Annotated in this window: 21 protein-coding genes; 2 read left to right on the plus strand and 19 right to left on the minus strand. The window is 65.4% G+C overall.

Annotated features, from left to right (window positions below; genetic code table 11):
• Nucleotides 1–100 precede the first annotated feature (100 nt).
• On the plus strand, nucleotides 101–1,336 hold the full coding sequence (locus EV698_RS05735; RefSeq protein WP_130503163.1) for a hypothetical protein: 1,236 nt from the start codon (nucleotides 101–103) through the stop codon (nucleotides 1,334–1,336).
• Between the two features lie 21 nt (nucleotides 1,337–1,357).
• Here EV698_RS05735 and pdxH read toward each other — a convergent pair whose 3' ends face one another.
• From pdxH to EV698_RS05810, 15 genes are all read right to left on the minus strand, one after another.
• On the minus strand, nucleotides 1,358–1,948 hold the full coding sequence (gene pdxH / locus EV698_RS05740; RefSeq protein ID WP_130503164.1) for a pyridoxamine 5'-phosphate oxidase: 591 nt from the start codon (nucleotides 1,946–1,948) through the stop codon (nucleotides 1,358–1,360).
• Nucleotides 1,948–3,216, minus strand: coding sequence for an NfeD family protein (locus tag EV698_RS05745; RefSeq protein ID WP_130504028.1), 1,269 nt, complete (start codon nucleotides 3,214–3,216; stop codon nucleotides 1,948–1,950). The genes pdxH and EV698_RS05745 overlap by 1 nt, the downstream gene beginning before the upstream one ends.
• A gap of 42 nt (nucleotides 3,217–3,258) precedes the next feature.
• Nucleotides 3,259–3,915, minus strand: a complete 657-nt coding sequence (adk, locus tag EV698_RS05750) for an adenylate kinase (protein WP_130503165.1) — start codon at nucleotides 3,913–3,915, stop codon at nucleotides 3,259–3,261.
• Nucleotides 3,916–3,927: 12 nt separating this feature from the next.
• On the minus strand, nucleotides 3,928–5,085 hold the full coding sequence (bamB, locus tag EV698_RS05755) for an outer membrane protein assembly factor BamB (RefSeq protein WP_130503166.1): 1,158 nt from the start codon (nucleotides 5,083–5,085) through the stop codon (nucleotides 3,928–3,930).
• Nucleotides 5,082–5,711 carry a YfgM family protein gene (locus EV698_RS05760; protein WP_130503167.1) on the minus strand — a complete coding sequence of 210 codons (630 nt, stop codon included), beginning with the start codon at nucleotides 5,709–5,711 and terminating at the stop codon, nucleotides 5,082–5,084. Before EV698_RS05760 ends, bamB begins: the two co-directional genes overlap by 4 nt.
• A gap of 18 nt (nucleotides 5,712–5,729) precedes the next feature.
• The gene (gene hisS / locus EV698_RS05765) at nucleotides 5,730–7,004 is read right to left on the minus strand and encodes a histidine--tRNA ligase (RefSeq protein WP_130503168.1); all 1,275 of its coding nucleotides are present in this window, start codon (nucleotides 7,002–7,004) and stop codon (nucleotides 5,730–5,732) included.
• On the minus strand, nucleotides 6,997–8,043 hold the full coding sequence (locus EV698_RS05770) for a RodZ domain-containing protein (RefSeq protein ID WP_130503169.1): 1,047 nt from the start codon (nucleotides 8,041–8,043) through the stop codon (nucleotides 6,997–6,999). Before EV698_RS05770 ends, hisS begins: the two co-directional genes overlap by 8 nt.
• A gap of 7 nt (nucleotides 8,044–8,050) precedes the next feature.
• The gene (pilW, locus tag EV698_RS05775) at nucleotides 8,051–8,800 is read right to left on the minus strand and encodes a type IV pilus biogenesis/stability protein PilW (protein WP_130503170.1); all 750 of its coding nucleotides are present in this window, start codon (nucleotides 8,798–8,800) and stop codon (nucleotides 8,051–8,053) included.
• Nucleotides 8,800–9,927: a dual-specificity RNA methyltransferase RlmN gene (rlmN, locus tag EV698_RS05780; protein WP_130503171.1), complete on the minus strand. Its 1,128-nt coding sequence runs from the start codon at nucleotides 9,925–9,927 to the stop codon at nucleotides 8,800–8,802. Before rlmN ends, pilW begins: the two co-directional genes overlap by 1 nt.
• Complete coding sequence (gene ndk / locus EV698_RS05785) at nucleotides 9,905–10,333, minus strand: nucleoside-diphosphate kinase (RefSeq protein WP_130503172.1); 429 nt, start codon at nucleotides 10,331–10,333, stop codon at nucleotides 9,905–9,907. The genes rlmN and ndk overlap by 23 nt, the downstream gene beginning before the upstream one ends.
• 70 nt (nucleotides 10,334–10,403) lie before the next feature.
• Nucleotides 10,404–10,727 carry a HesB/IscA family protein gene (locus EV698_RS05790; protein ID WP_130503173.1) on the minus strand — a complete coding sequence of 108 codons (324 nt, stop codon included), beginning with the start codon at nucleotides 10,725–10,727 and terminating at the stop codon, nucleotides 10,404–10,406.
• Complete coding sequence (locus EV698_RS05795) at nucleotides 10,717–11,079, minus strand: iron-sulfur cluster assembly scaffold protein (protein WP_165385732.1); 363 nt, start codon at nucleotides 11,077–11,079, stop codon at nucleotides 10,717–10,719. Before EV698_RS05795 ends, EV698_RS05790 begins: the two co-directional genes overlap by 11 nt.
• A gap of 22 nt (nucleotides 11,080–11,101) precedes the next feature.
• Nucleotides 11,102–12,319 (minus strand): cysteine desulfurase family protein, encoded by a 1,218-nt coding sequence (locus EV698_RS05800; RefSeq protein ID WP_130503175.1) that lies wholly within the window; start codon nucleotides 12,317–12,319, stop codon nucleotides 11,102–11,104.
• A 6-nt stretch (nucleotides 12,320–12,325) separates the two neighbouring features.
• A complete protein-coding gene (gene cysE / locus EV698_RS05805; RefSeq protein WP_130503176.1) occupies nucleotides 12,326–13,126 on the minus strand; it encodes a serine O-acetyltransferase in 801 nt (266 codons plus the stop codon).
• Between the two features lie 45 nt (nucleotides 13,127–13,171).
• Entirely contained in the window at nucleotides 13,172–13,894 is a 723-nt protein-coding gene (locus EV698_RS05810; protein ID WP_165385733.1) for an RNA methyltransferase, read from the minus strand.
• Between the two features lie 58 nt (nucleotides 13,895–13,952).
• On the opposite strand from EV698_RS05810, the gene EV698_RS05815 reads away from it, so the two are divergent.
• Entirely contained in the window at nucleotides 13,953–14,750 is a 798-nt protein-coding gene (locus EV698_RS05815) for an inositol monophosphatase family protein (protein WP_130503178.1), read from the plus strand.
• Nucleotides 14,751–14,757: 7 nt separating this feature from the next.
• Here EV698_RS05815 and EV698_RS05820 read toward each other — a convergent pair whose 3' ends face one another.
• Genes EV698_RS05820 through yajC form a run of 4 tightly spaced genes read right to left on the minus strand, consistent with a single transcriptional unit; the run spans nucleotide 14,758 to nucleotide 18,833 of the window.
• Nucleotides 14,758–15,666, minus strand: coding sequence for a UDP-2,3-diacylglucosamine diphosphatase (locus tag EV698_RS05820; RefSeq protein ID WP_338062126.1), 909 nt, complete (start codon nucleotides 15,664–15,666; stop codon nucleotides 14,758–14,760).
• Nucleotides 15,644–16,579: a protein translocase subunit SecF gene (gene secF, locus EV698_RS05825; protein ID WP_130503179.1), complete on the minus strand. Its 936-nt coding sequence runs from the start codon at nucleotides 16,577–16,579 to the stop codon at nucleotides 15,644–15,646. The genes EV698_RS05820 and secF overlap by 23 nt, the downstream gene beginning before the upstream one ends.
• Before the next feature lie 10 nt (nucleotides 16,580–16,589).
• A complete protein-coding gene (gene secD, locus EV698_RS05830; RefSeq protein ID WP_207220503.1) occupies nucleotides 16,590–18,449 on the minus strand; it encodes a protein translocase subunit SecD in 1,860 nt (619 codons plus the stop codon).
• Nucleotides 18,450–18,833, minus strand: a complete 384-nt coding sequence (gene yajC, locus EV698_RS05835) for a preprotein translocase subunit YajC (protein WP_130503180.1) — start codon at nucleotides 18,831–18,833, stop codon at nucleotides 18,450–18,452.
• Nucleotides 18,834–18,852: the final 19 nt, after the last annotated feature.

Consider the following 18,852-nt stretch of genomic DNA (forward strand, 5'->3'; position numbering starts at 1 on the left):
CCTGCACAATATAATCGATTGTAAAAGAAAAATCAGCCCCGTTCATCTCACTTTTATCATGCCAATGCTACACTTTACGTTTTAAATCAATGGAGGCGCCATGGCGTCCGCCCTTTCCGCTACACCTGCTGTTCTCACCGTGGAACTCAAACCCGAACACATCATGCGTCAGCGGCCGCCCGAGGCGTTAAGTCGGGACAATGCAGAGCTGCTCGCCGCCCCCATTGCAGACGACCTCCGCCGGATCGTTGGTGAGGAAATCGCCGAGGCGGGGCTTGTCATGCCGGCGGCGCTCTACGATCTTACCGAGCTCCTGCGCCCCGGCCTTCCCATGGTCGAGGCCCTGCTCGATATCTACCGCGGCAGTCTTCGCGGCGGTTCATTCATCCCGCAATTACTAACGCTCGGCAGCAATGCCGGCCGTTTTCCGGAATCCGCGATTGCGCCCCTGCGTCGCCCCGGTTCAGGACCGCTTCTGGTGATTCCGTTCGCACTGGTTGCACCGGGTGAACAGCTGGACCCCTTACGGCAGAAACTCGAGAGTGTATTGCTGGAAAAAGGACGCGCCGGATTGGCAACCGATCGCGCATTGCGACAGCTAATGGGCATCGAACCGGTCAATCTCAGTTATGCCACATTCCATGATCTGTCCGCGCTGATGAAAGTCCAGCTTGAACATGCCGAATTCGGTCCACTCTGGCAATTAATCGAGGCCGCGCTCTATCGACCGGACAGTGTCGAGGATTGCCAGCTGGAAACCGGCAACCGCTTCATCGGCAGCGGCGGCGCGGTCTGGACGCCATGGATGAGCTTTGATGCCTGGGCGTCAAACCACCAGTCCGCTCCCGAGGACGCAATCGAGGGATACGGCGCCTGGATGCGCAACCAGCGCCAGTACATGGCCGGATTCGAGAGCCACGGCATGACCGTCCACCCGGTCATCCCGACCCGTGGCGGCGAAGCAGGCGACCCGGAAATCGCACTCTCGGTGGCACAGGCCCATGCCATCAGCGAGGAGCAGCCATGGTACCGAGAGATCATTACGGAGAACCCGCAGGCCGAGCAGGCGGCCATTGTCACCGTCACCGAGCAGGCAGATCCCGAGCTCGGGCCAGTCGCCTACACGGCACTCGTCCAGGCGGCGGATGGCGAGCTGATCACGCTGGTGCATGACTACCCGGTTCGCCCCGAGGGCATGCAGGCCATCATCGGTCACTGGCAGGCCCGGGCGGAGAGCCTCGGCGCGACCTGGCAAATGGAGCGCCCCGGCCGCATCAACGCAGCCGGCAACCCCGCTTACCTCCAGCCGTGGCTGAACTACGAGGGCAATGCCTGAGGGCTGCCCCGCCCGGCGGCGTCAGGGGTTGAGCAGCATCCACTCCCAGTCACCGCCCGCAACGCGATAGTAGCGCTCACGATCATGGAGCCGACCGTCCCGACCCTGCCAGAACTCGATCCGGTCCGGCTCCAGCCGATAGCCGGTCCAGTGCGGTGGCCGGGTAATCGGACCGTCACCGAACCGTGCCTCCACCTCGGCGAGCCGCGCCTCGAACTCGTCACGGTCCGCCAGTGGCTCGGACTGGTTCGAGGCCCAAGCCCCGATCTGGCTGAGTCGTGGCCGGCTGGCGAAGTAGGCATCCGCCTCGTCATCGCTTACGGTCCGGACCGGGCCCTCGATGACGACCTGCCGGGCCAGTGGCGCCCAGTAGAAATTGAGTGCCGCATACGGGTTCTCGGCGAGATGTTCGCCTTTCTGGCTGCGCGTGTTGGTGTAGAACACGAAACCCGCTTCATCCACCTGCTTGAGCAGGACGGTCCGCAGTCCCGGGCGACCGTTCGCACCCGCCGTGGCGAGCGCCATCGCTGTCGGATCGATCACGCCCTCGGTCTCTTTAGCCAGTTCGAACCATTCCCTGAACCGCGCGATCGCGGTTTCGTAATACGTCATCAGGACTCTTCTCCTTTGCTGCCAGTCGGCTCGACGGTCACCGTCAAACCATTAATGTTGGTTACCCGAATACGGTCACCCGTTTGCAACGTCTGCGTGCAGACCGCCCGCCAGCGCTCGCCCTCGACCCGGACGCGGAGATGGGGGTCGGTGGCGATGACCTCGCCGACGGCCCCCTGCATGTGCGCCGTGCCGGCGACACCGCGACGACGAAACGCCCGGATCGCCAGCCAGCCGGTGCCCGCGAAAATCACGAAACTGGCGGCGGACACGCCGGCCACCAGCAGCAGCGAGAGCTCGAACCCCGGCCCCTGGGTATCGAACAGCAGGACCGAGCCGAGCCCGAAGACAAGCACGCCGCCAACGCCAAGGGCACCGAAGGACGGCATCAACGCCTCACCGACCATGAAGACCACCCCGAGGGCGATCAGCGCCAGCCCCGCATAGTTCACCGGCAGCACCTGGATGGCGAACAGCGCCAGTAGAAGGGACGTTCCACCGATAACGCCGGGAACAATCGCGCCGGGGTTGGCGAGCTCGAAAATCAGCCCGTAGAGCCCGACCAGCAACAGGATGTAGGTGATATTGGGGTTGGTGATGGCGGCCAGGAACTCATCCGACCAGCCCGGAGGGCGATCCTCGACGGCGAGACCGTCCGATTCCACCGGTGCGGCGTCGAGAACGGCGCGCAGGTCGGAGGCAACCTGGTCGATCACGTTATCCGCCAGCGCGGCCTCTGCGGAGAGGCTGACCGACTCCCGGACGGCGCGTTCCGCCCATTCGGCGTTACGGCCGCGCAGCTCCGCCAGTGAGCGGATATAGGCCACGGCATCATTGACCCGCTTGCGCTCCATCGTCGACGGCTCGGAATCCGTCTCGTCACCGGAATCCGACGAACCACCGATCCGGACCGGTGTCGCGGCTCCCAGGTTGGTGCCCGGTGCCATGGCCGCCCAGTGCGTCGCGTAGAGGATGTACGTCCCGGCGCTGGCCGCCCTCGCCCCGGAGGACGAGACATAACCGAGAACCGGTATCGATGAGTCGAGGATGGCCTGGACAATATCGCGCATCGCGGTATCCAGCCCGCCCGGCGTGTCGATCGAAAGGACCACCGCCGAAGCCGATTCGGCCTCGGCGGTCTCCAGTCCGTCGATCACGTAACTTGCCGTCGCCGGCCCGATGGTCCCGTCAATCGTGAGCCGATGGATCGACTCCGCGCTGGCGGTGGCGGCGAACAACGCCAACAGGATCAGTAATAGTGCACGCATCATGCCTGATAAGAGCCCATGACGCGTGACCGGGTTCCCGGATCAGGCGGCGAGTGCGTCGATAATCCGCTGGCGGACGGCGTCGATTTCGCCCTCGCCGTCCACGCAGACGTAACGCGGGGCATTGTCATCACCCGACTGCGCACGCGACTGATAGTAGTCAACCAGGGGGCGGGTCTGTTCGTGATAGACCGACAGGCGCTGACGCACCGTATCCGGCTGATCGTCCTCGCGCTGGACCAGCGGCTCACCGGTGACATCATCCTGGTCTGCCGTGGCCGGGGGGGCATGCTCAATGTGATAGACCCGACCGGAGCCCGGATGAACGCGCCGGCCCACCATCCGCGAGACGATCGATTCGTCATCGACACGGATTTCGACGACGGCATCAATGGAAACCCCCGCCTCGCCGAGCGCATCGGCCTGCGCGATGGTCCGCGGAAAGCCGTCAAAAAGAAATCCATTGGCACAATCGGGTTCCGCGATCCGCTCCTTGACCAGCCCGATGATGATGTCGTCAGAGACCAGCTCGCCGGCATCCATCACGGCCTTCGCAGCGACTCCCAGCTCGGTACCGGCCTTGACCGCGGCGCGCAGCATGTCCCCGGTGGAAATCTGTGGAATGTCGTACGCGTCGCACAGCCCGGCCGCCTGTGTGCCCTTGCCGGCCCCCGGGGGGCCGAGCAGTATTATCTTCATAACGCTCTCCTCTTAATTGTTTGTTTCGATGCTGATTGCCCGAAGCCGTCCACGGCGATCGAGTGTGATGATGCGGTCTCCGTCGACGAGCGGCGGCGCGGACAGGCGCGCGTTGCCGACGAGGTGACGCGACTGCAGCTTGCCGTCGCGTCGCCCTATCCGGTTCAGATACCCGTCCGAGCCCGCCACGATGAGGCCGTCGCGATAACGCCGGGGTGACGTCAGCTCGACACCTTCAAGCGCATCCAGACGCCACACGGATGCGCCGTTACGACGGTCGTAGGCCGAGACTCGCCCCTCGTCATCGGTGACATAGACGTTACTGTCATCCACCGCTACGCCGCCGAGCACAGAGACATCACGAGTCCAGGCGATCTGACCATCGGCGAGGGCGATACCGGCCAGACGACCCTGGTAGGTGCCGGCGAATAGATCGCCGCCGGCCACAGCCGGATCGGCATCGAGATCAACCATGCGCTCGAGATCGCTACGCCCCTCGGGGACGGCGACGGTCGCCTCCCAGGCCGGATCACCCGTCTCGAGATCGAGTGCACTGAGTCGGCCATTGTCGAAACCGGCCACCACGCCCCCGTTCACCAGCACTGGTGCCGCGTGCCCGCGCAGACTCAGCGCCGGCACATTGCGCCGATAGAGCCAGCGCTGCTGTCCCGACTCCGCATCGAGCGCAAAAACGCCGCCGTCACCGGTGCGCGCGACGACGCTGCCCTGCCCGACCGCGGGCGGCGCGAGGACCTCGCTGCTGACCCCGTGTCGCCACTTCACCTCGCCATTGTTGGTGTCCAGGAGGATGACCTCGGCAGCGGCCGTACCGACGGCAACACCGCTCTCGCCGACACCCACGGCACCGCTGATCGAGGCATCCAGTGATTGGCGCCACAACTGCTCGCCGGTCTCCGCGTCAAAGGCCATGACCGCGCCGTCCGCCGCCGCCGCGAATATCCGGCGATCAAACAGCGCCGGCTCCAGCCGGTAGCCCGGCGGCGTATCCGCACCCAGGCGGGCCTCCCAGTGCTGCGTCGCCTCGGCAGCAGGGACCGCGTCGTCGATTGCAGGTGGATCCTCGGCCTTGATCAGCGACGAGCCGCCGCACCCGGCCAGCCCGACCGTCAGCCCGATCAGGGCCGCCATTCTCAGGGTTGCAGCCCTCATGATGCCGGCGCCCCGCCGAGATCGAGGAGCTTGATCTCGACCAGTGAACGGCGCTGGCCGGAAACCGACTCCAGGGCCTGCTGGTAGGCATCGATGGCCGCGCCCGGATTACCCAGGGCGACCTCGAGATCGCCCTGCAGTTCGAGGAACCGCGGCCGCAGCGGTCCCGAGGGGAGTGGTTCGATCGCCTCAAGCGCGGCCTCATCGTCACCGGCCACCCTGAGGGCCTCGGCCAGGCGCAGGCGCGCGACTGCGCTCATCGGGCTGTCGGGTTGATTGCCCGTCAGCCAGCGCAGCGCACCGGCAGCGGCCTCCGCCTCACCCGCGTCCAGCGACGCGGTGGCCACCGCGAGGGTGGCCATGGCCGCATAGGGACTGTCGGCGTGCGACTCCCGCAGGGTCTGGAGACGATTGCCCGCGGCTTCGCGGTCGTCGTTGTTGAGTGACGCCAGGATCGCGGCGTAGTCGGCCGACGCGGACGCCGCCTGGCGATCCTGCCATGCCGTCCACTGTTGCCAGCCGAGCACCAGCGCCAGCGCCGCGATAAGGGCGATGATGACCATTCGCCCGTACTGGTGCCACCAGGCGCGAATCGCTTCAAGTTGTTCTTCGTCGTCGTATGCCACGGGTCGGTATTATCCTGTTCAGTGTGCGTGCAACGCGGAGAGTATCTCCGGGAGCTGTTCAGTGGCCACCGTCACCTGCTCGATCCCGTCACGCAGGTACTTGACGGCGACGGTCCCAGCGGCTGCCTCCTCGGCGCCGCGTATCAGCGCGACGGCCGCACCGCTTCGGTCGGCGCGGCGCAGCTGGCTTTTCATCGACCCGCCACCGAGGGGCATCTGCAAATGCAGCCAGGGCAGCTGGTCGCGCAGCTGCTCCGCGAGTGCCAGTGTCTCCGCCTGCAGACTATCATCACCAACCACCAGTGCCGCATGCGGCGCCGGGGCGGGTGGTGCAGTCCCCGCCGCCTCGACAAGCGCGACCAGGCGCTCGAGACCGGCGGCAAAGCCGATGGCGGGTGTCGGACGGCCGCCGATCATCTCGACGAGAATGTCATAGCGCCCGCCGGCCAGCACGGTCCCCTGCGCCCCCAGATCGGCACTGATCCACTCGAAAACCGTCCCGCCGTAGTAATCCAGGCCACGCACGAGCCGGGTGTTGACATGGTAGGACTGGCCGGCGCGATCGAGCATGTCGCACAGGGACTGGAAATGCGCTCGTGATGCATCGTCGAGGTAGTCGGACAGATCCGGCGCCGCGTCGATAATCGACGCCATGGCCGGATTCTTGCTATCGAGCACCCGGAGCGGATTGCTGTGCAGCCGCCGTTGCGCATCCTCGTCGAGCACCGCGGAATGGGCCTCGAAGTGCGCGATCAGCGCCTCACGATAATGCTGGCGGGCGGCCTGGGTGCCCAGGCTGTTGATCTCGAGACGCAGATCCCGAACCCCCAGGGCGCGAAGGATACGGCCGGAGAGCAGGATCAGCTCGGCATCGATGTCCGGCCCGGGCACACCAAACGCCTCGGCACCCACCTGGTGGAACTGGCGATAGCGCCCCTTCTGCGGACGCTCGTGACGGAACATCGGACCGCTGTACCAGAGCCGCGGCTGGGCGTTGTGCAGGAGGCCGCGCTGCAGAGCGGCACGCACGGCGCCGGCGGTACCTTCGGGACGCAGGGTGAGGCTGTCGCCGTTGCGGTCGGTAAAGGTATACATCTCCTTCTCGACGATGTCGGTCACCTCGCCGATGGCCCGGGAGAAAAGCTCCGTTTTCTCGACAACCGGCAAACGGACCTCGGTATACCCGTAGCGCTCGAGCTCGCGGCGGAACGTCTGTTCGACAAACGCCCAGGCAGGCCCCTCCGCCGGCAGCACATCGCCGAAGCCGCGAACATTCTGGATCGGACTACTCACCACTTCCCCCCAACGTGAATCGGGCAACGTTGCCGCGCGCGTACTGCTCCAGATCGATTTGATCACCGTCGAATTCAAGCCCAACGTTGTCGGTATTCCCGACCACGATCTCGAACGGCGCTTCGCCCTCGAGCCGCTGCTCACCGGATTCGGCGATCCCGAAGAGCAGCCGCTCACCGCTTGCATCCGTCACTTCCATCCAGGATTCCGCGTCGAACTGGAATACCAGTACATCGGCGGACGGCGCGCTATCCGGTTCCGTCGGCTCCGGCGATTCCTGCATGACGGCGTCAGCGATGGCGGCATTGTCCAGCGTAGGTGTCGGCGGAGCAGTCGCGTTCTCGCCAGCTGAGCTTTCTCCCGACTCGGACTCGGACCCGGGCTCGGGCTCCGGACGTGGTTGGGGGTCGGCTGCGGAAATCTGCTCGTCGGTGGGCTCCGGCTCGGACTGTGGCTCGAAGCCCTGTTCGGGCTGCGTTGACTCCTCCATCGCCGGTTCAGCGCTGTCTGTCCCGGGCTCGGCATCGCCGCCATCAATGAGGCTGCCACTGACCGAATCGAGAATCGGCACGCTGATATCCGACCGCGACAGCCACCAGCCGCCAGCGACCAGCGCGGCAATCAATACCGCCAGGCTCAGGGCTACGCCCATGAACCCCATGCCCTGGCGTGCCTGCCGGGCCGGTCGGGCCGGTCGACCGGGGCGGCTCGCAGGCGCGGTATCACCGGCATGCGCCCGAAGGGGCTGCCTGCCACCCCCCGCGCCGGCATCACCGAGGCGCTGAACCAGCGGTTCCGGATCCATCTCGAGGAACTGGCAATAGGCGCGGATATAACCACGCACGAATGTCAGCGGCGGGAGGTTCTCGTAATCGTCGGCTTCGAGCGCCTCGATCGTCCGGGGGTTGAGGTGCAGTGCATCGGCGATATCGGCCGGGGCCTTGTCCCAGCGCAGCCGGGCATCCCGTAGCGCCCGGCCCGGCCCCGAATGGGCGCGCTCGGCGTGGTTTGTCTCACCCGAATCTTCCCGCTGCGTCATCAAGCATTTACTCCGTCAGTCGTGCGGCCTGTTCGGAGGCGGGGAACCGTTCCCTGAGCCTTTCAATCAGCCTTCCCTGACGCTCCGCGTGATCTCCCGCCCTGGCTACCCGTATTCCCAGCCAGAGCCCCCAGGCACTTTCCTCTGCCGCCGCAGTGTATCGCGAATACCACTCGTCTGCGGCATCGACCCGGCCCTCGGCGAGGCTCCACTCCACCATCCCGCCGAGCGCCAGGGGGTAATCCGGGACCAGCGACAAGGCACGGCGCCAGTATTGCTCGGCCGTGACATCGGCGGATGGCGGGTTGCGATCGGTAATGCACCGGGCCGCATTGCTGAGCGCCATGGCGCGGCGGTTATAGAGTGGGTCGGATGCCGCCTCGTCCCAGTGTTCAAGCGCCGCGGACACGCGATCCTGACGGCAGAGAAACGCGGCATAGTTGTTCAGTGCCGCCCCGGTACGCTCGTCAACGGACAGTGCCTGGCGATAATGCCCTTCGGCCCGGTCCGGATCATCGAGCCGTGACCACAATTCCGCCGCGACGAGGTGGGCATCCACGGATTCGGGATTCTGCTGCAGTGCCTGCCGGATCTTGGCGAGGGCGGACTCGAGCGCGCCATTGCGCAGGTGGTAGCTGGCGATGTCGGTATTGGCAGCGGCGGCGAGCGCCGCCTGCTCCGGCGTCGCCGGCCCGCTCGACCGGGTCGTACATCCGACGACCGCCAGTAAAAGCAGGACACAGAGCAGGCTGCGCATCACGCGGTTGCCGATTGCGTTCCGCGTTTGCCCTGGTTGCGGCGGTTGATCACCTGTCCGACGAGCTGACCGCAGGCACCGTCGATGTCTTGGCCGCGGGTACGGCGGGTTGTGGTGATAAACCCGGCGTTCTGGAGGATGTCCGCAAAGCGCTGGATACGCTCCCGGGGGGAGGCCTCGTAACGAGTGCCCGGGAAAGGATTGAAGGGAATCAGATTGATCTTGGAGGGAATATCGCGAAGCAGCGCTGCCAGCTCCCGGGCCTGGGCATCGCTGTCGTTGACGCCGTCGAGCATCACGTACTCCCAGTAGATGCAGTGATGCGGCGTATTGCCGAGATAATGCTCACAGGCCGGGAGGAGCTCGCGCAGCGGGTACTTGCGATTGATCGGCACGATCTCGTCGCGCAGGGCGTCATTCGGGGCATGCAGCGACACCGCGAGACTGATATTGCTGACATCCCTCAGCCGATAGAGCGCCGGCACGAGCCCCACGGTAGACAGCGTCACCCGTCGGCGTGACAGCCCCCAGGCATAGGGGTCGACCATGAGGTTGGTCGCCGCGACGACGTTGCGGAAGTTGGCGAGCGGCTCGCCCATGCCCATCATGACGACATTCGTCACGCGACGATCGCGACCCTCGTCTTCGAGCGCCTGGGTGGCGTAGTGCAGTTGACCGATGATCTCGGCGGCCGTGAGGTTACGGTTGAACCCCTGCTTGCCCGTCGAGCAGAACCCGCAGTCCAGCGCACAGCCGACCTGCGAGGACACGCACAGCGTCCCGCGTCCGCGCTCGGGAATGTAAACGGTTTCCACCGCCTGGCCACCCTCGAGCGCCAGCAGCCACTTGCGCGTCCCGTCATTCGATTCACGATCGAAGATCGGCGTCGGCACGCGCAGCTCGGCGAGATCGACGAGCTTGCTCCGGAACCCCTTGGCGAGATCGGTCATCGCGTCGAAGTCGAATACCCGACGCTGGTGCAGCCACTGCCGCAGCTGCTTGCTGCGGAATGGCTTCTCGTTCAGCTCCTGCAGCAGCCCATCGAGTCCGGCCGCATCCAGGCCAAGCAGGTTGACCCGGCCCGAATCGGTGCGCGGATGCGCCTCAGTTGCGGCTGTGGAGGTCATCGTCACCGAAGAAGAAGGCGATCTCGTCGCGGGCCGTCTCGGGGGAATCGGAACCGTGGGCCGCGTTCGCATCCACCGTTTCGGCCAGGTCGTGGCGAATGGTGCCGGCGGCGGCTTCGGCCGGATTGGTCGCGCCCATGACTTCGCGGTTCTTGCGGATGGCGTCGTCACCCTCGAGCACCTGTACCATCACCGGACCGGAGATCATGAAGTTCACCAGCGCGCTGAAAAACGGCCGCTCGCGATGCACCGCGTAGAAGGACTCGGCCTGTGCCTGGGTCATGTGCACCATGCGCGCCGCAACGATCTGCAGGCCTGCCGTCTCGAAGCGGCGATAGATCTCGCCGATGTTATTCGCCGCGACGGCGTCCGGCTTGACGATGGAAAGGGTGCGTTCAACAGCCATGGATTTTGCTCCTGCATGATGCTCAATGATAATCCGCCAGTTTACCCAGCAGGCGGGTCACCGGCAATCATCACACGGCGAAGCTCTCGCCACAGCCGCATTCCGCAGAGACATTCGGATTCCGGAAGCTGAACCGTTCGTTGATTCCCTCGCGCACGAAATCCACTTCCATGCCATCGATGAACGGCAGGCTCTTGCGATCGATGACCACCGATACGCCGTGCTGCTCCACCACCATGTCGTTTTCGCCCGGCTCGTCGGCGTAATCCACCGTGTACATGAAACCCGAGCACCCGGACGTCCGCACGCCCAGCCGCAGGCCGGTGCCCTGCCCGTTTCGAGCCAGGGCGTTACGGATGTGATTCGCCGCCCGCTCAGTCAATTCAATGCTCATCGTTTGCTCCGTCTATCACTTCAGTCGATGCGGCCAGTGCGGACCGCAACGCGTCCTCGATATCGAGTGCCACCGTGCGCGCCTCGTCGGGCAGCGCCGCGGCCTCGGCCAGCCAGCGTCCCGTCACTGTGAGTGCCGAGGCAACGCTCCGGTCCGCCAGCCAGTCCGCGAGCCAGGCAGCGGCCTGCATTGCCTCGGGACCGCCGAAGACCTCGAAACGCGCCTCGCGCACGCTTTCCTTATCGACCCGCACCCAGCAGTCCACCCGGCAACCCTCATCGATTCGGCCGGCCGATCCATGACACCAGTCGACCCGATCGACGGGGACGCCCAACTGTTTCGACTCCCACAATCTCCGATCATCCCCCATGGATTCAAGCCATTTCGAGCGCGGTTGTGAAACCGTAAGCGGAATGGACCGTGTGACGACCTTCACCGATGTCGCGCCAGAGGGGCGAGATGGAGCGGAGCATGCCAACCGCGTGGGTCACCGCCGCCATCGCCCGGTCGATTTCCTCCTCGGTCGTAAACCGGCCGAGGCTGAGCCTTACCGATGCGTAGGCCAGCGCATCCGGTCGCCCCATCGCCCGGAGTACATGCGAGGGGCCATCCCGCCGACTGCACGCCGACCCGAACCCCACCGACAGATCGCTCAGGGCCGCCCGTAGCGCCCCGCCATGGACTCCGGGGAAAGACACGTTGAGGATATGCGGCGCCCGGTCGTCGCCACCATTGACCACCACGCCGCCCAGGTCGTGCAGGGCCTGCCGCATGCGCCGCTGAAGCGCATACTGCCGGCACCGTTCCGCGGCATCGTCGACAAGGCGCAACGCCTCGCCCATTCCCGCGATCAGCGGGACCGGCAGCGTCCCCGAGCGCAGCCCCGCCTGCTGCCCGCCACCGTGGAGCAATGGCGACAGCCTTACGTCCGGACGATAACAGAGCGCACCAATGCCCTTCGGTCCGCAACACTTGTGCGCCGACAGCGATACCAGATCGGCATATCCATAGGCGCTGGTATCCGCGAGTCGGCCGAGTGCCTGCGCCGCATCAAGATGGAGCCGTGCCCCGACCTCGTGGATCGGGCCCGCCAGCGTCGGGATGTCCTGAACAACGCCGGTCTCGTTATTCACCAGCGCCAGCGACACCAGTGCCACGTCGGTATCCAGCGCGGCGACGAGCGTCTCCGGTGCCAGGCGCCCATCCGCCGCGACGGGCAGGGTTTCCACCTGCATGCCATATTCGCGCGCGGCCTGCGCCGCGGCCAGCACCGCGGAATGCTCGGTGGCGGTGACCAGTATCCGCCGCCGCGGTTCGCCACGCTTCGCCAGCGCTCGGCTCATCCCGAGAATGGCGAGGTTATCGGCCTCGGTGGCGCCGCTGGTCCAGACCGTCCGGAATGCCGCATCACCCAGCGTTTCACACACCTGCGCCTCCGCCGCCTCAACCCGTGCCGCTGCCGCCTGGCCGGCGGGATGGGCGCTGGACGGATTGGCGAAGACTCCGTCGGGCCCCTCGAGGCTGGCCATCAACGCCGAGACGCGCGGATCAACGGGGGTGGTTGCGGCATAGTCGAGATAGGGTTGCGTCATTGCCACTCACCGATCGCCAGCGGTCCCGGTGGACTCCGTCTCCGGATCGTCCTGCAGGCCGCAGTCGTCGATATCGGGGATATCGCTGTCGTTCACCTCGGCGCCCAGCGACCGGAGCGCATCGCACATCTCCTGGAGACGCGCATCGGTCTGGTGGACGTGATCGAGGATGGCGTTGATCGCATTCGCGACCGGATCGGGCATGTCATGCGTTGCGCCGTAGGCATCGAAGCCGATCCGCCGCGCGGTTTCCGCCCGGCGCTGCTCGGTCTCCGTGAGGGGCGGCGCCTCCGAGGCGATACGTGCGACCCGCGCCGGGATTCCCACCATGGTGGCGTGCGCCGGGACATCCTTGACAACCACGGCATTGGAGCCGATTCGGGCGCCCTCCCCGATGTCGAGCGGACCCAGCACCTTGGCGCCGGCCCCCACCACCACGTCATTGCCCAGCGTCGGGTGGCGTTTGCCGGCTCGCCATGACGTACCCCCGAGTGTCACGCCCTGATACAGCGTGCAGTCGTCACCGACCTCGGCGGTCTCGCCGATCACCACGCCCAGGCCATGATCGATGAAAAAGCGCCGCCCGATCCGCGCCCCGGGATGGATCTCGATCCCGGTGAGCAGGCGCGCGATCAACGACAGGAACCGGGCGATGATCCCCAGCCGGTGGTGCCACAGCCAGTGGTTCATACGGTGCAGTATCAGGGCATGGACACCCGGATAGCTGATCAGCACCTCGAAGTAGTTGCGTGCCGCGGGATCGCGGTCGAAGACGCAGCGGACGTCTTCACGAAGCCGTTTAAACATAAAGCCAGTATACCCGGGTGGTGTCAGCGTCAGCCAGCAACGTGATCAGGGGCGCAGTCTTTTGAGGAGGCCCCGCAGCAGATCAACCTCGTCCACGGTTGGCCGGGCCCGGTTAATGAAATTGCGCAGCCGCCGCAGCATGATCTCGCGCGGTCCGCGACGGGTATAGCCACTGGCATCCGCCAGATACTCGAGCTGGCCGTGGAGGCCCTCGAGATGCTCGCCGGTCGCGAAAGGCGTGGCCCCCTCACCCGTGCCGGTACCGACGTCGACCGTCCCGGCGCGCGCCATGAACACCTCGTAGGCCATGATCTGGACGGCCGCCGCCAGGTTGAGCGCGGGATAGTCCGGATTGGCCGGGATGTGCACCAACCGATGGCAGCTTGCCAGCTCGGCATTGGTCAGGCCGGTGCGTTCGCGGCCGAAGAGCACCGCCACCGACCCGGATTCGGCGGCGATGGTTGCCGCCGCCTCACGGGGCGTCAGCGCGGGAACACCATCGCGGCGCGGCCGTGCAGTCAGACCAAGGCAAAGCCGGGTATCGGCCACCGCGTGGGCGAGATCGTCATGGTGATCGGCATTGGCGAGCACCGTATCGGCATGGGCGGCCATCGCCATCGCCTGATCATCGACCCGGCACTGCGGCGCCACGAGCACGAGATGATCCAGGGCCATGGTGCGCATCGCCCGCGCGGTCGCGCCCAGGTTGCCGGAGTGCGATGTACCCACGAGAACGAAGCGGCAGTCGGGGCCTTGTGGATCGGTCAAAACACGAACTCCCTGGTTTGCTGTTATCATTTGCGGCTTCAGTTTTCAGGATCAAGCCATGCAACCGATGATCAACGTTGCGACGCGTGCCGCTCGCAGCGCCGGCAATATTATTGTCCACCATATCAACCGGCTCGACCGCGTGAATGTCGAGGCGAAGGGCGAAAACGATTTCGTCAGCGACGTCGACCGAATGGCCGAGGACGAAATCCGCGCCTCGCTCAAGCAGGCCTACCCGGACCATGCGGTGGTCGGCGAGGAGCGCGGCGGCGAGGAAAACGCCGACTATGTCTGGGTGGTTGATCCGCTGGACGGCACACTCAACTACCTGCGCGGCATTCCCCACTGCGCCGTGTCCATCGCGCTCAAGTACCGCGGCGCCCTCGAGGCCGGCATCATCTATGATCCGCTCCGTCAGGAACTCTGGACCGCGAAGCGTGGCGGAGGTTGCACGTTCGAGGGACGGCGCATGCGCATCCAGGCGCGCCCGTCACTGGACAACGCCCTGCTCGGCACCGGCTTCCCGCTCAGACTGCGGCAGTATCACGAGGCCTACCTGGGGATGTTCGGGGATATCTTTGCACGCGCCGGCGATATCCGGCGTGCGGGCTCGGCAGCGCTGGACCTCGCCTACGTGGCCTGCGGTCGGCTGGACGGGTTCTGGGAAATCGGCCTGAAACCGTGGGACATGGCGGCCGGCGCGCTGATGATCCGCGAGGCGGGGGGCATCGTGGGCGATTTCGGTGGCGGCGACCGCTATCTCGACACCGGCAATATCGTCGCCGGCAGTCCGAAGCTGTTCGCCGATCTGGTCCGCACCATCGCCCCCCACCGCATGGAGGGGATCCGCGCCTGACGCCAACTCAGGCGACGCTCTCTTTGGCCGTTCTCGATGACGACGAGGACAGCGTCTCGCGGACATCACTCCAGCGCAGCAGGGACAGGTGGCCGTTATACGACTCCACCAGCGCCGTGCAGCTCTCTACCCAGTCACCATCGTTGCAGTAAAGCACGCCCCGCTGCTCGACAATCTCGGCATGGTGGATGTGGCCGCATACCAGACCATCGACGCCGGCCTCCCGCGCCTCGTGCACGAGCGCTTCCTCGTAGTTGGCGATGTAGCGCATGACGTTCTTGGTGCGCTGCTTGAGATAGGCGGCCAGCGACCAGTAGGGGCGATTGAAGACCTGCCGGATCCGGTTGACCCAGTGATTGGTGCGGATCAGCAACGCGTACATGCGACTGCCGAGCAGTGCGACCAGATGGCTGTACTGGACGACGGTATCGAAGTCGTCGCCATGCAGCACCAGCAGTTGACGGCCGTCGGCGCACTCGTGGGTAGCGCGCCGCTGAATGCTGATCCCCTCGATGGACATCCCGACGTAATCGCGCATGATCTCGTCATGGTTCCCCGGGATATAGATCACCCGCGTACCCCGACGCGCCCGCTCGAGGATATTCTGCACCACCGCATTGTGGCTTTCGGGCCAGTTGAAGCGGCGGCGCCGCATCTCCCAGATATCGAGAATGTCACCAACCAGGTAGAGCGTCTCGCACTCAACGGACTGCAGGAAATCGAGCAGGAATTCGGCCTGCGCACCGCTGAACCCCAGGTGGGTATCGGAGATGAAAACGCTCCGGTAATGGAGCGGCCTGAGCATCTCGACGTCCGTCATGTCATCGCCCTCGTTGCTCACCTGGGCGGCATCGTACGTCGGCTTTGTGACCGCCTCGTGACGGTCACCCGACTCAGGGTTGCTCTTCGTCGGCATCTTCGCCTTCCTTCGGCGGCGGGATCAGGTCTTCCTTGCTGACCCCCAGCGCCAGCGCCGCGGAACTCGCGACGTAGATCGACGAGTAGGTCCCCACCAGCACGCCGATGATCAGCGCGACCGCAAACCCGCGGATGAGCTCGCCGCCCAGGAACACCAGTGCCAGGAGCACCAGCAGCGTGGTGAAACTGGTGACCAGCGTCCGCGGCAGCATCTGGTTGATCGACCGGTTGGTGATGCTCTCCGAGGTCCCCTTGCGGATGCGCAGGAAGTTCTCCCGTATTCGGTCGAAGACCACGATCGTATCGTTCAGCGAGTAACCGATCACCGCGAGTAGTGCGGCCAGGACGGTCAGATCGAAGGTCATCCCGATACCGGCGAAGATCCCCAGCGTCACCACCACGTCGTGGACCACGGCCGCCACGGCGCCGATGGCGAAGCGGTACTCGAACCGGAACGCGACGTAGAGCAGGATCCCGCCCAGTGCGTAAATGAGCGCGAGACCGCCCTTCTCCGCCAGCTCCTCGCCGACCTGAGGGCCGACGAACTCGACACGACGCAGCTCGGCATCGGGATTTTCGGCGCGCAGGGTCTCGAGCACCGCATTGCTCAGCGAATCCCCCTGGCCAACGTCCGGGGCGAGCCGGATCAGGATGTCCCGTGCGGTGCCGAACGTCTGCACCACCGCGTCTTCATAGCCGCCCTCGTCGAGGGTCGCCCGCACATCGGCCAGCTCCACCGCCTCGGGATAGCCCACCTCGACCAGTGTCCCGCCCGTGAAATCGAGGCCGAGGTTGAGGCCGCGAATCATCAGGAAGGCGATGGCCGCGGCGACAAGCAACACCGTAAAGCCGGCCAGCTGACGGCGGTAGGCCATAAAAGTGATATCGGTCTCGCGCTTGAAGAAATCCACAAGCGTCTCCTCAGATGGCCAGGCGGACGCCGCGACGTCCACCGTAAATCAGGTTGACGACGGCCCGCGTGCCCAGGATCGCCGTGAACATCGAGCTCACGATGCCGATCGACAGCGTGACCGCGAATCCCTTGACCGGACCGCTGCCGAACGCGAACAGCACGACGGCCGCGATGAGGGTGGTCACGTTGGCATCGGCGATGGTCGACAGGGCCTTGCCATAACCCGCCTCGATGGCCTGCTGGGCACTGCTGCCGCCCCGCAGCTCCTCGCGGATGCGCTCGTAGATCAGCACGTTGGCGTCAACGGCCATTCCCACCGTCAGCACAATCCCGGCGATCCCGGGCAGGGTCAGGGTCGCCTGCAGCAACGAGAGCACCGCCACGATCAGCACCAGGTTGGCCACGAGGGCCATATTGGCGATCAGACCGAAGACCTTGTAATAGGCGGCCATGAAGGCAACGACCAGCAGGAAACCGACCGCGACCGCGGCAATGCCCTGGTTGATGTTCTCCTGCCCAAGACTCGGGCCGATGGTGCGTTCCTCGACAATCTGCATGGGCGCCGCCAGCGAACCCGCCCGCAACAGCAGTGCGAGGTTGCGAGCCTCGCGCGAGTTATCCAGACCCGAGATGCGGAAACGGCTGCCGAGCTGCTCCTGGATGCGGGCGATGTTGATGACTTCTTCGGTCTGGACCTGTTCGCGGATCACCTCGCCATCCACGCGACGCGGCTGGATCTGGTTTTCCTTGAAGAGGACCGCCATGTGATCGCCAACACGGTCACTGGTCACACGATTCATGACACTGCCACCGCTGCCACTCAGGCGAATGTTCACCTGGGGCTGGCCGGTCTGGGTATCGAGTCCCGAGGAGGCGTCGGTGATCGCCTCACCGGTAATGATCACCTCCCGCTCGAGCAGCACGAGACCACCATCGCGTTCGGGGAATCGCTCGGTACCCGGCGGCACGGGATCATCCTCGTCGCCGCGATAGGGGAAGTTGGAGGAATCCACCATCCGGAACTCGAGGGTGGCCGTCGCCCCGATGATCTCCTTCGCGCGGGCTGTATCCTGCACACCCGGCAGCTGCACGACGATGCGGGTCAGACCCTGGCGCTGGATCACCGGCTCGGCCACGCCCAGCTCGTTGACCCGGTTGCGCAGGGTGGTCATGTTCTGCCCGACGGCGGCGTCACGAACTTCGCGCTGTTTGTCCTTGCTCAGCGTCGCCACCAGCTCCGGTGAGTCGTCGATCGTCTCGGCGCTGAACTCGAGATCCAGATAATCCGACGTCAGCTCGGACCGCGCCGCATCCCGGGTCCCGGCATCGACGAACGCCAGATGGACCGCGCGCCCCTCGACACTCGCGTCGCGATAGCGAATATCCGCCTCCCGCAACTGGCGACGGAATTCATCACGGTAGCCGGTCATGGTCTGATCGATGACGGCATCAACATCCACGTCCATCAGGAAGTGGACACCGCCGCGCAGGTCCAGCCCCAGGTACATCGGCTGTCCACCCACGCCCCGCAGCCACTCCGGCGTGGCCGGCGCCAGGTTGAGCGCCACCGTGTAATCGCCGCCAAGCGCCAGTGCCAACTCGTCGGCGGCACGCACCTGGGCATCGGGGCTGCCGAGCCGGAGCAGGAGATGGTCATCGGTGATCTCGCTGTCCTGCACCCGGATACCATCCGCCGACAGGCGATCGCGTATCCGCTCACGGACCTCGGAGGTCGGCGTGCCGCCCTCGGCATTGCTGATCTGTAGCGCCGGATCCTGACCGAACAGATTAGGCAGCGCATAGAGACAGCCGGCGGCAATCACGGCCACCACCAGCACATACTTCCAGAGCGGATAGCGATTCATCATTTACTTGGACTTTTTGCCCTTGCCGGAGTCGTCCTTGATGGCAGCATCGGCCTTGTCGAGACCGGCCTTCATCGCGCCCTTGGGCAGGACCTGGGCGACCGCGCTTTTCTGCATGCGAACATCCACGCCCTCGGCGAGGGTGAGATTGGCGTAGGTATCACCGACCTCGCTGATACGGCCGACGAGTCCGCCGTTGGTGAGCACTTCGTCGCCCTTCGACAGCTCGGCAACCAGCTTTTTGTGCTCCTTGGCGCGCTTTTGCTGCGGACGGATCAGCAGGAAGTAGAAGATCACGATCAGGGCAATGGGAAAGATCAGTCCGGTAAGACCGGCGCCGGGCTGGCCACCCGACTGTGCGAGCGCGTCGCTGATAAAGAAGTCCATGGGGTTTCTCCTTGGGATT

It is taken from the genome of Spiribacter vilamensis, assembly GCF_004217415.1.
GTDB lineage: Bacteria > Pseudomonadota > Gammaproteobacteria > Nitrococcales > Nitrococcaceae > Spiribacter > Spiribacter vilamensis.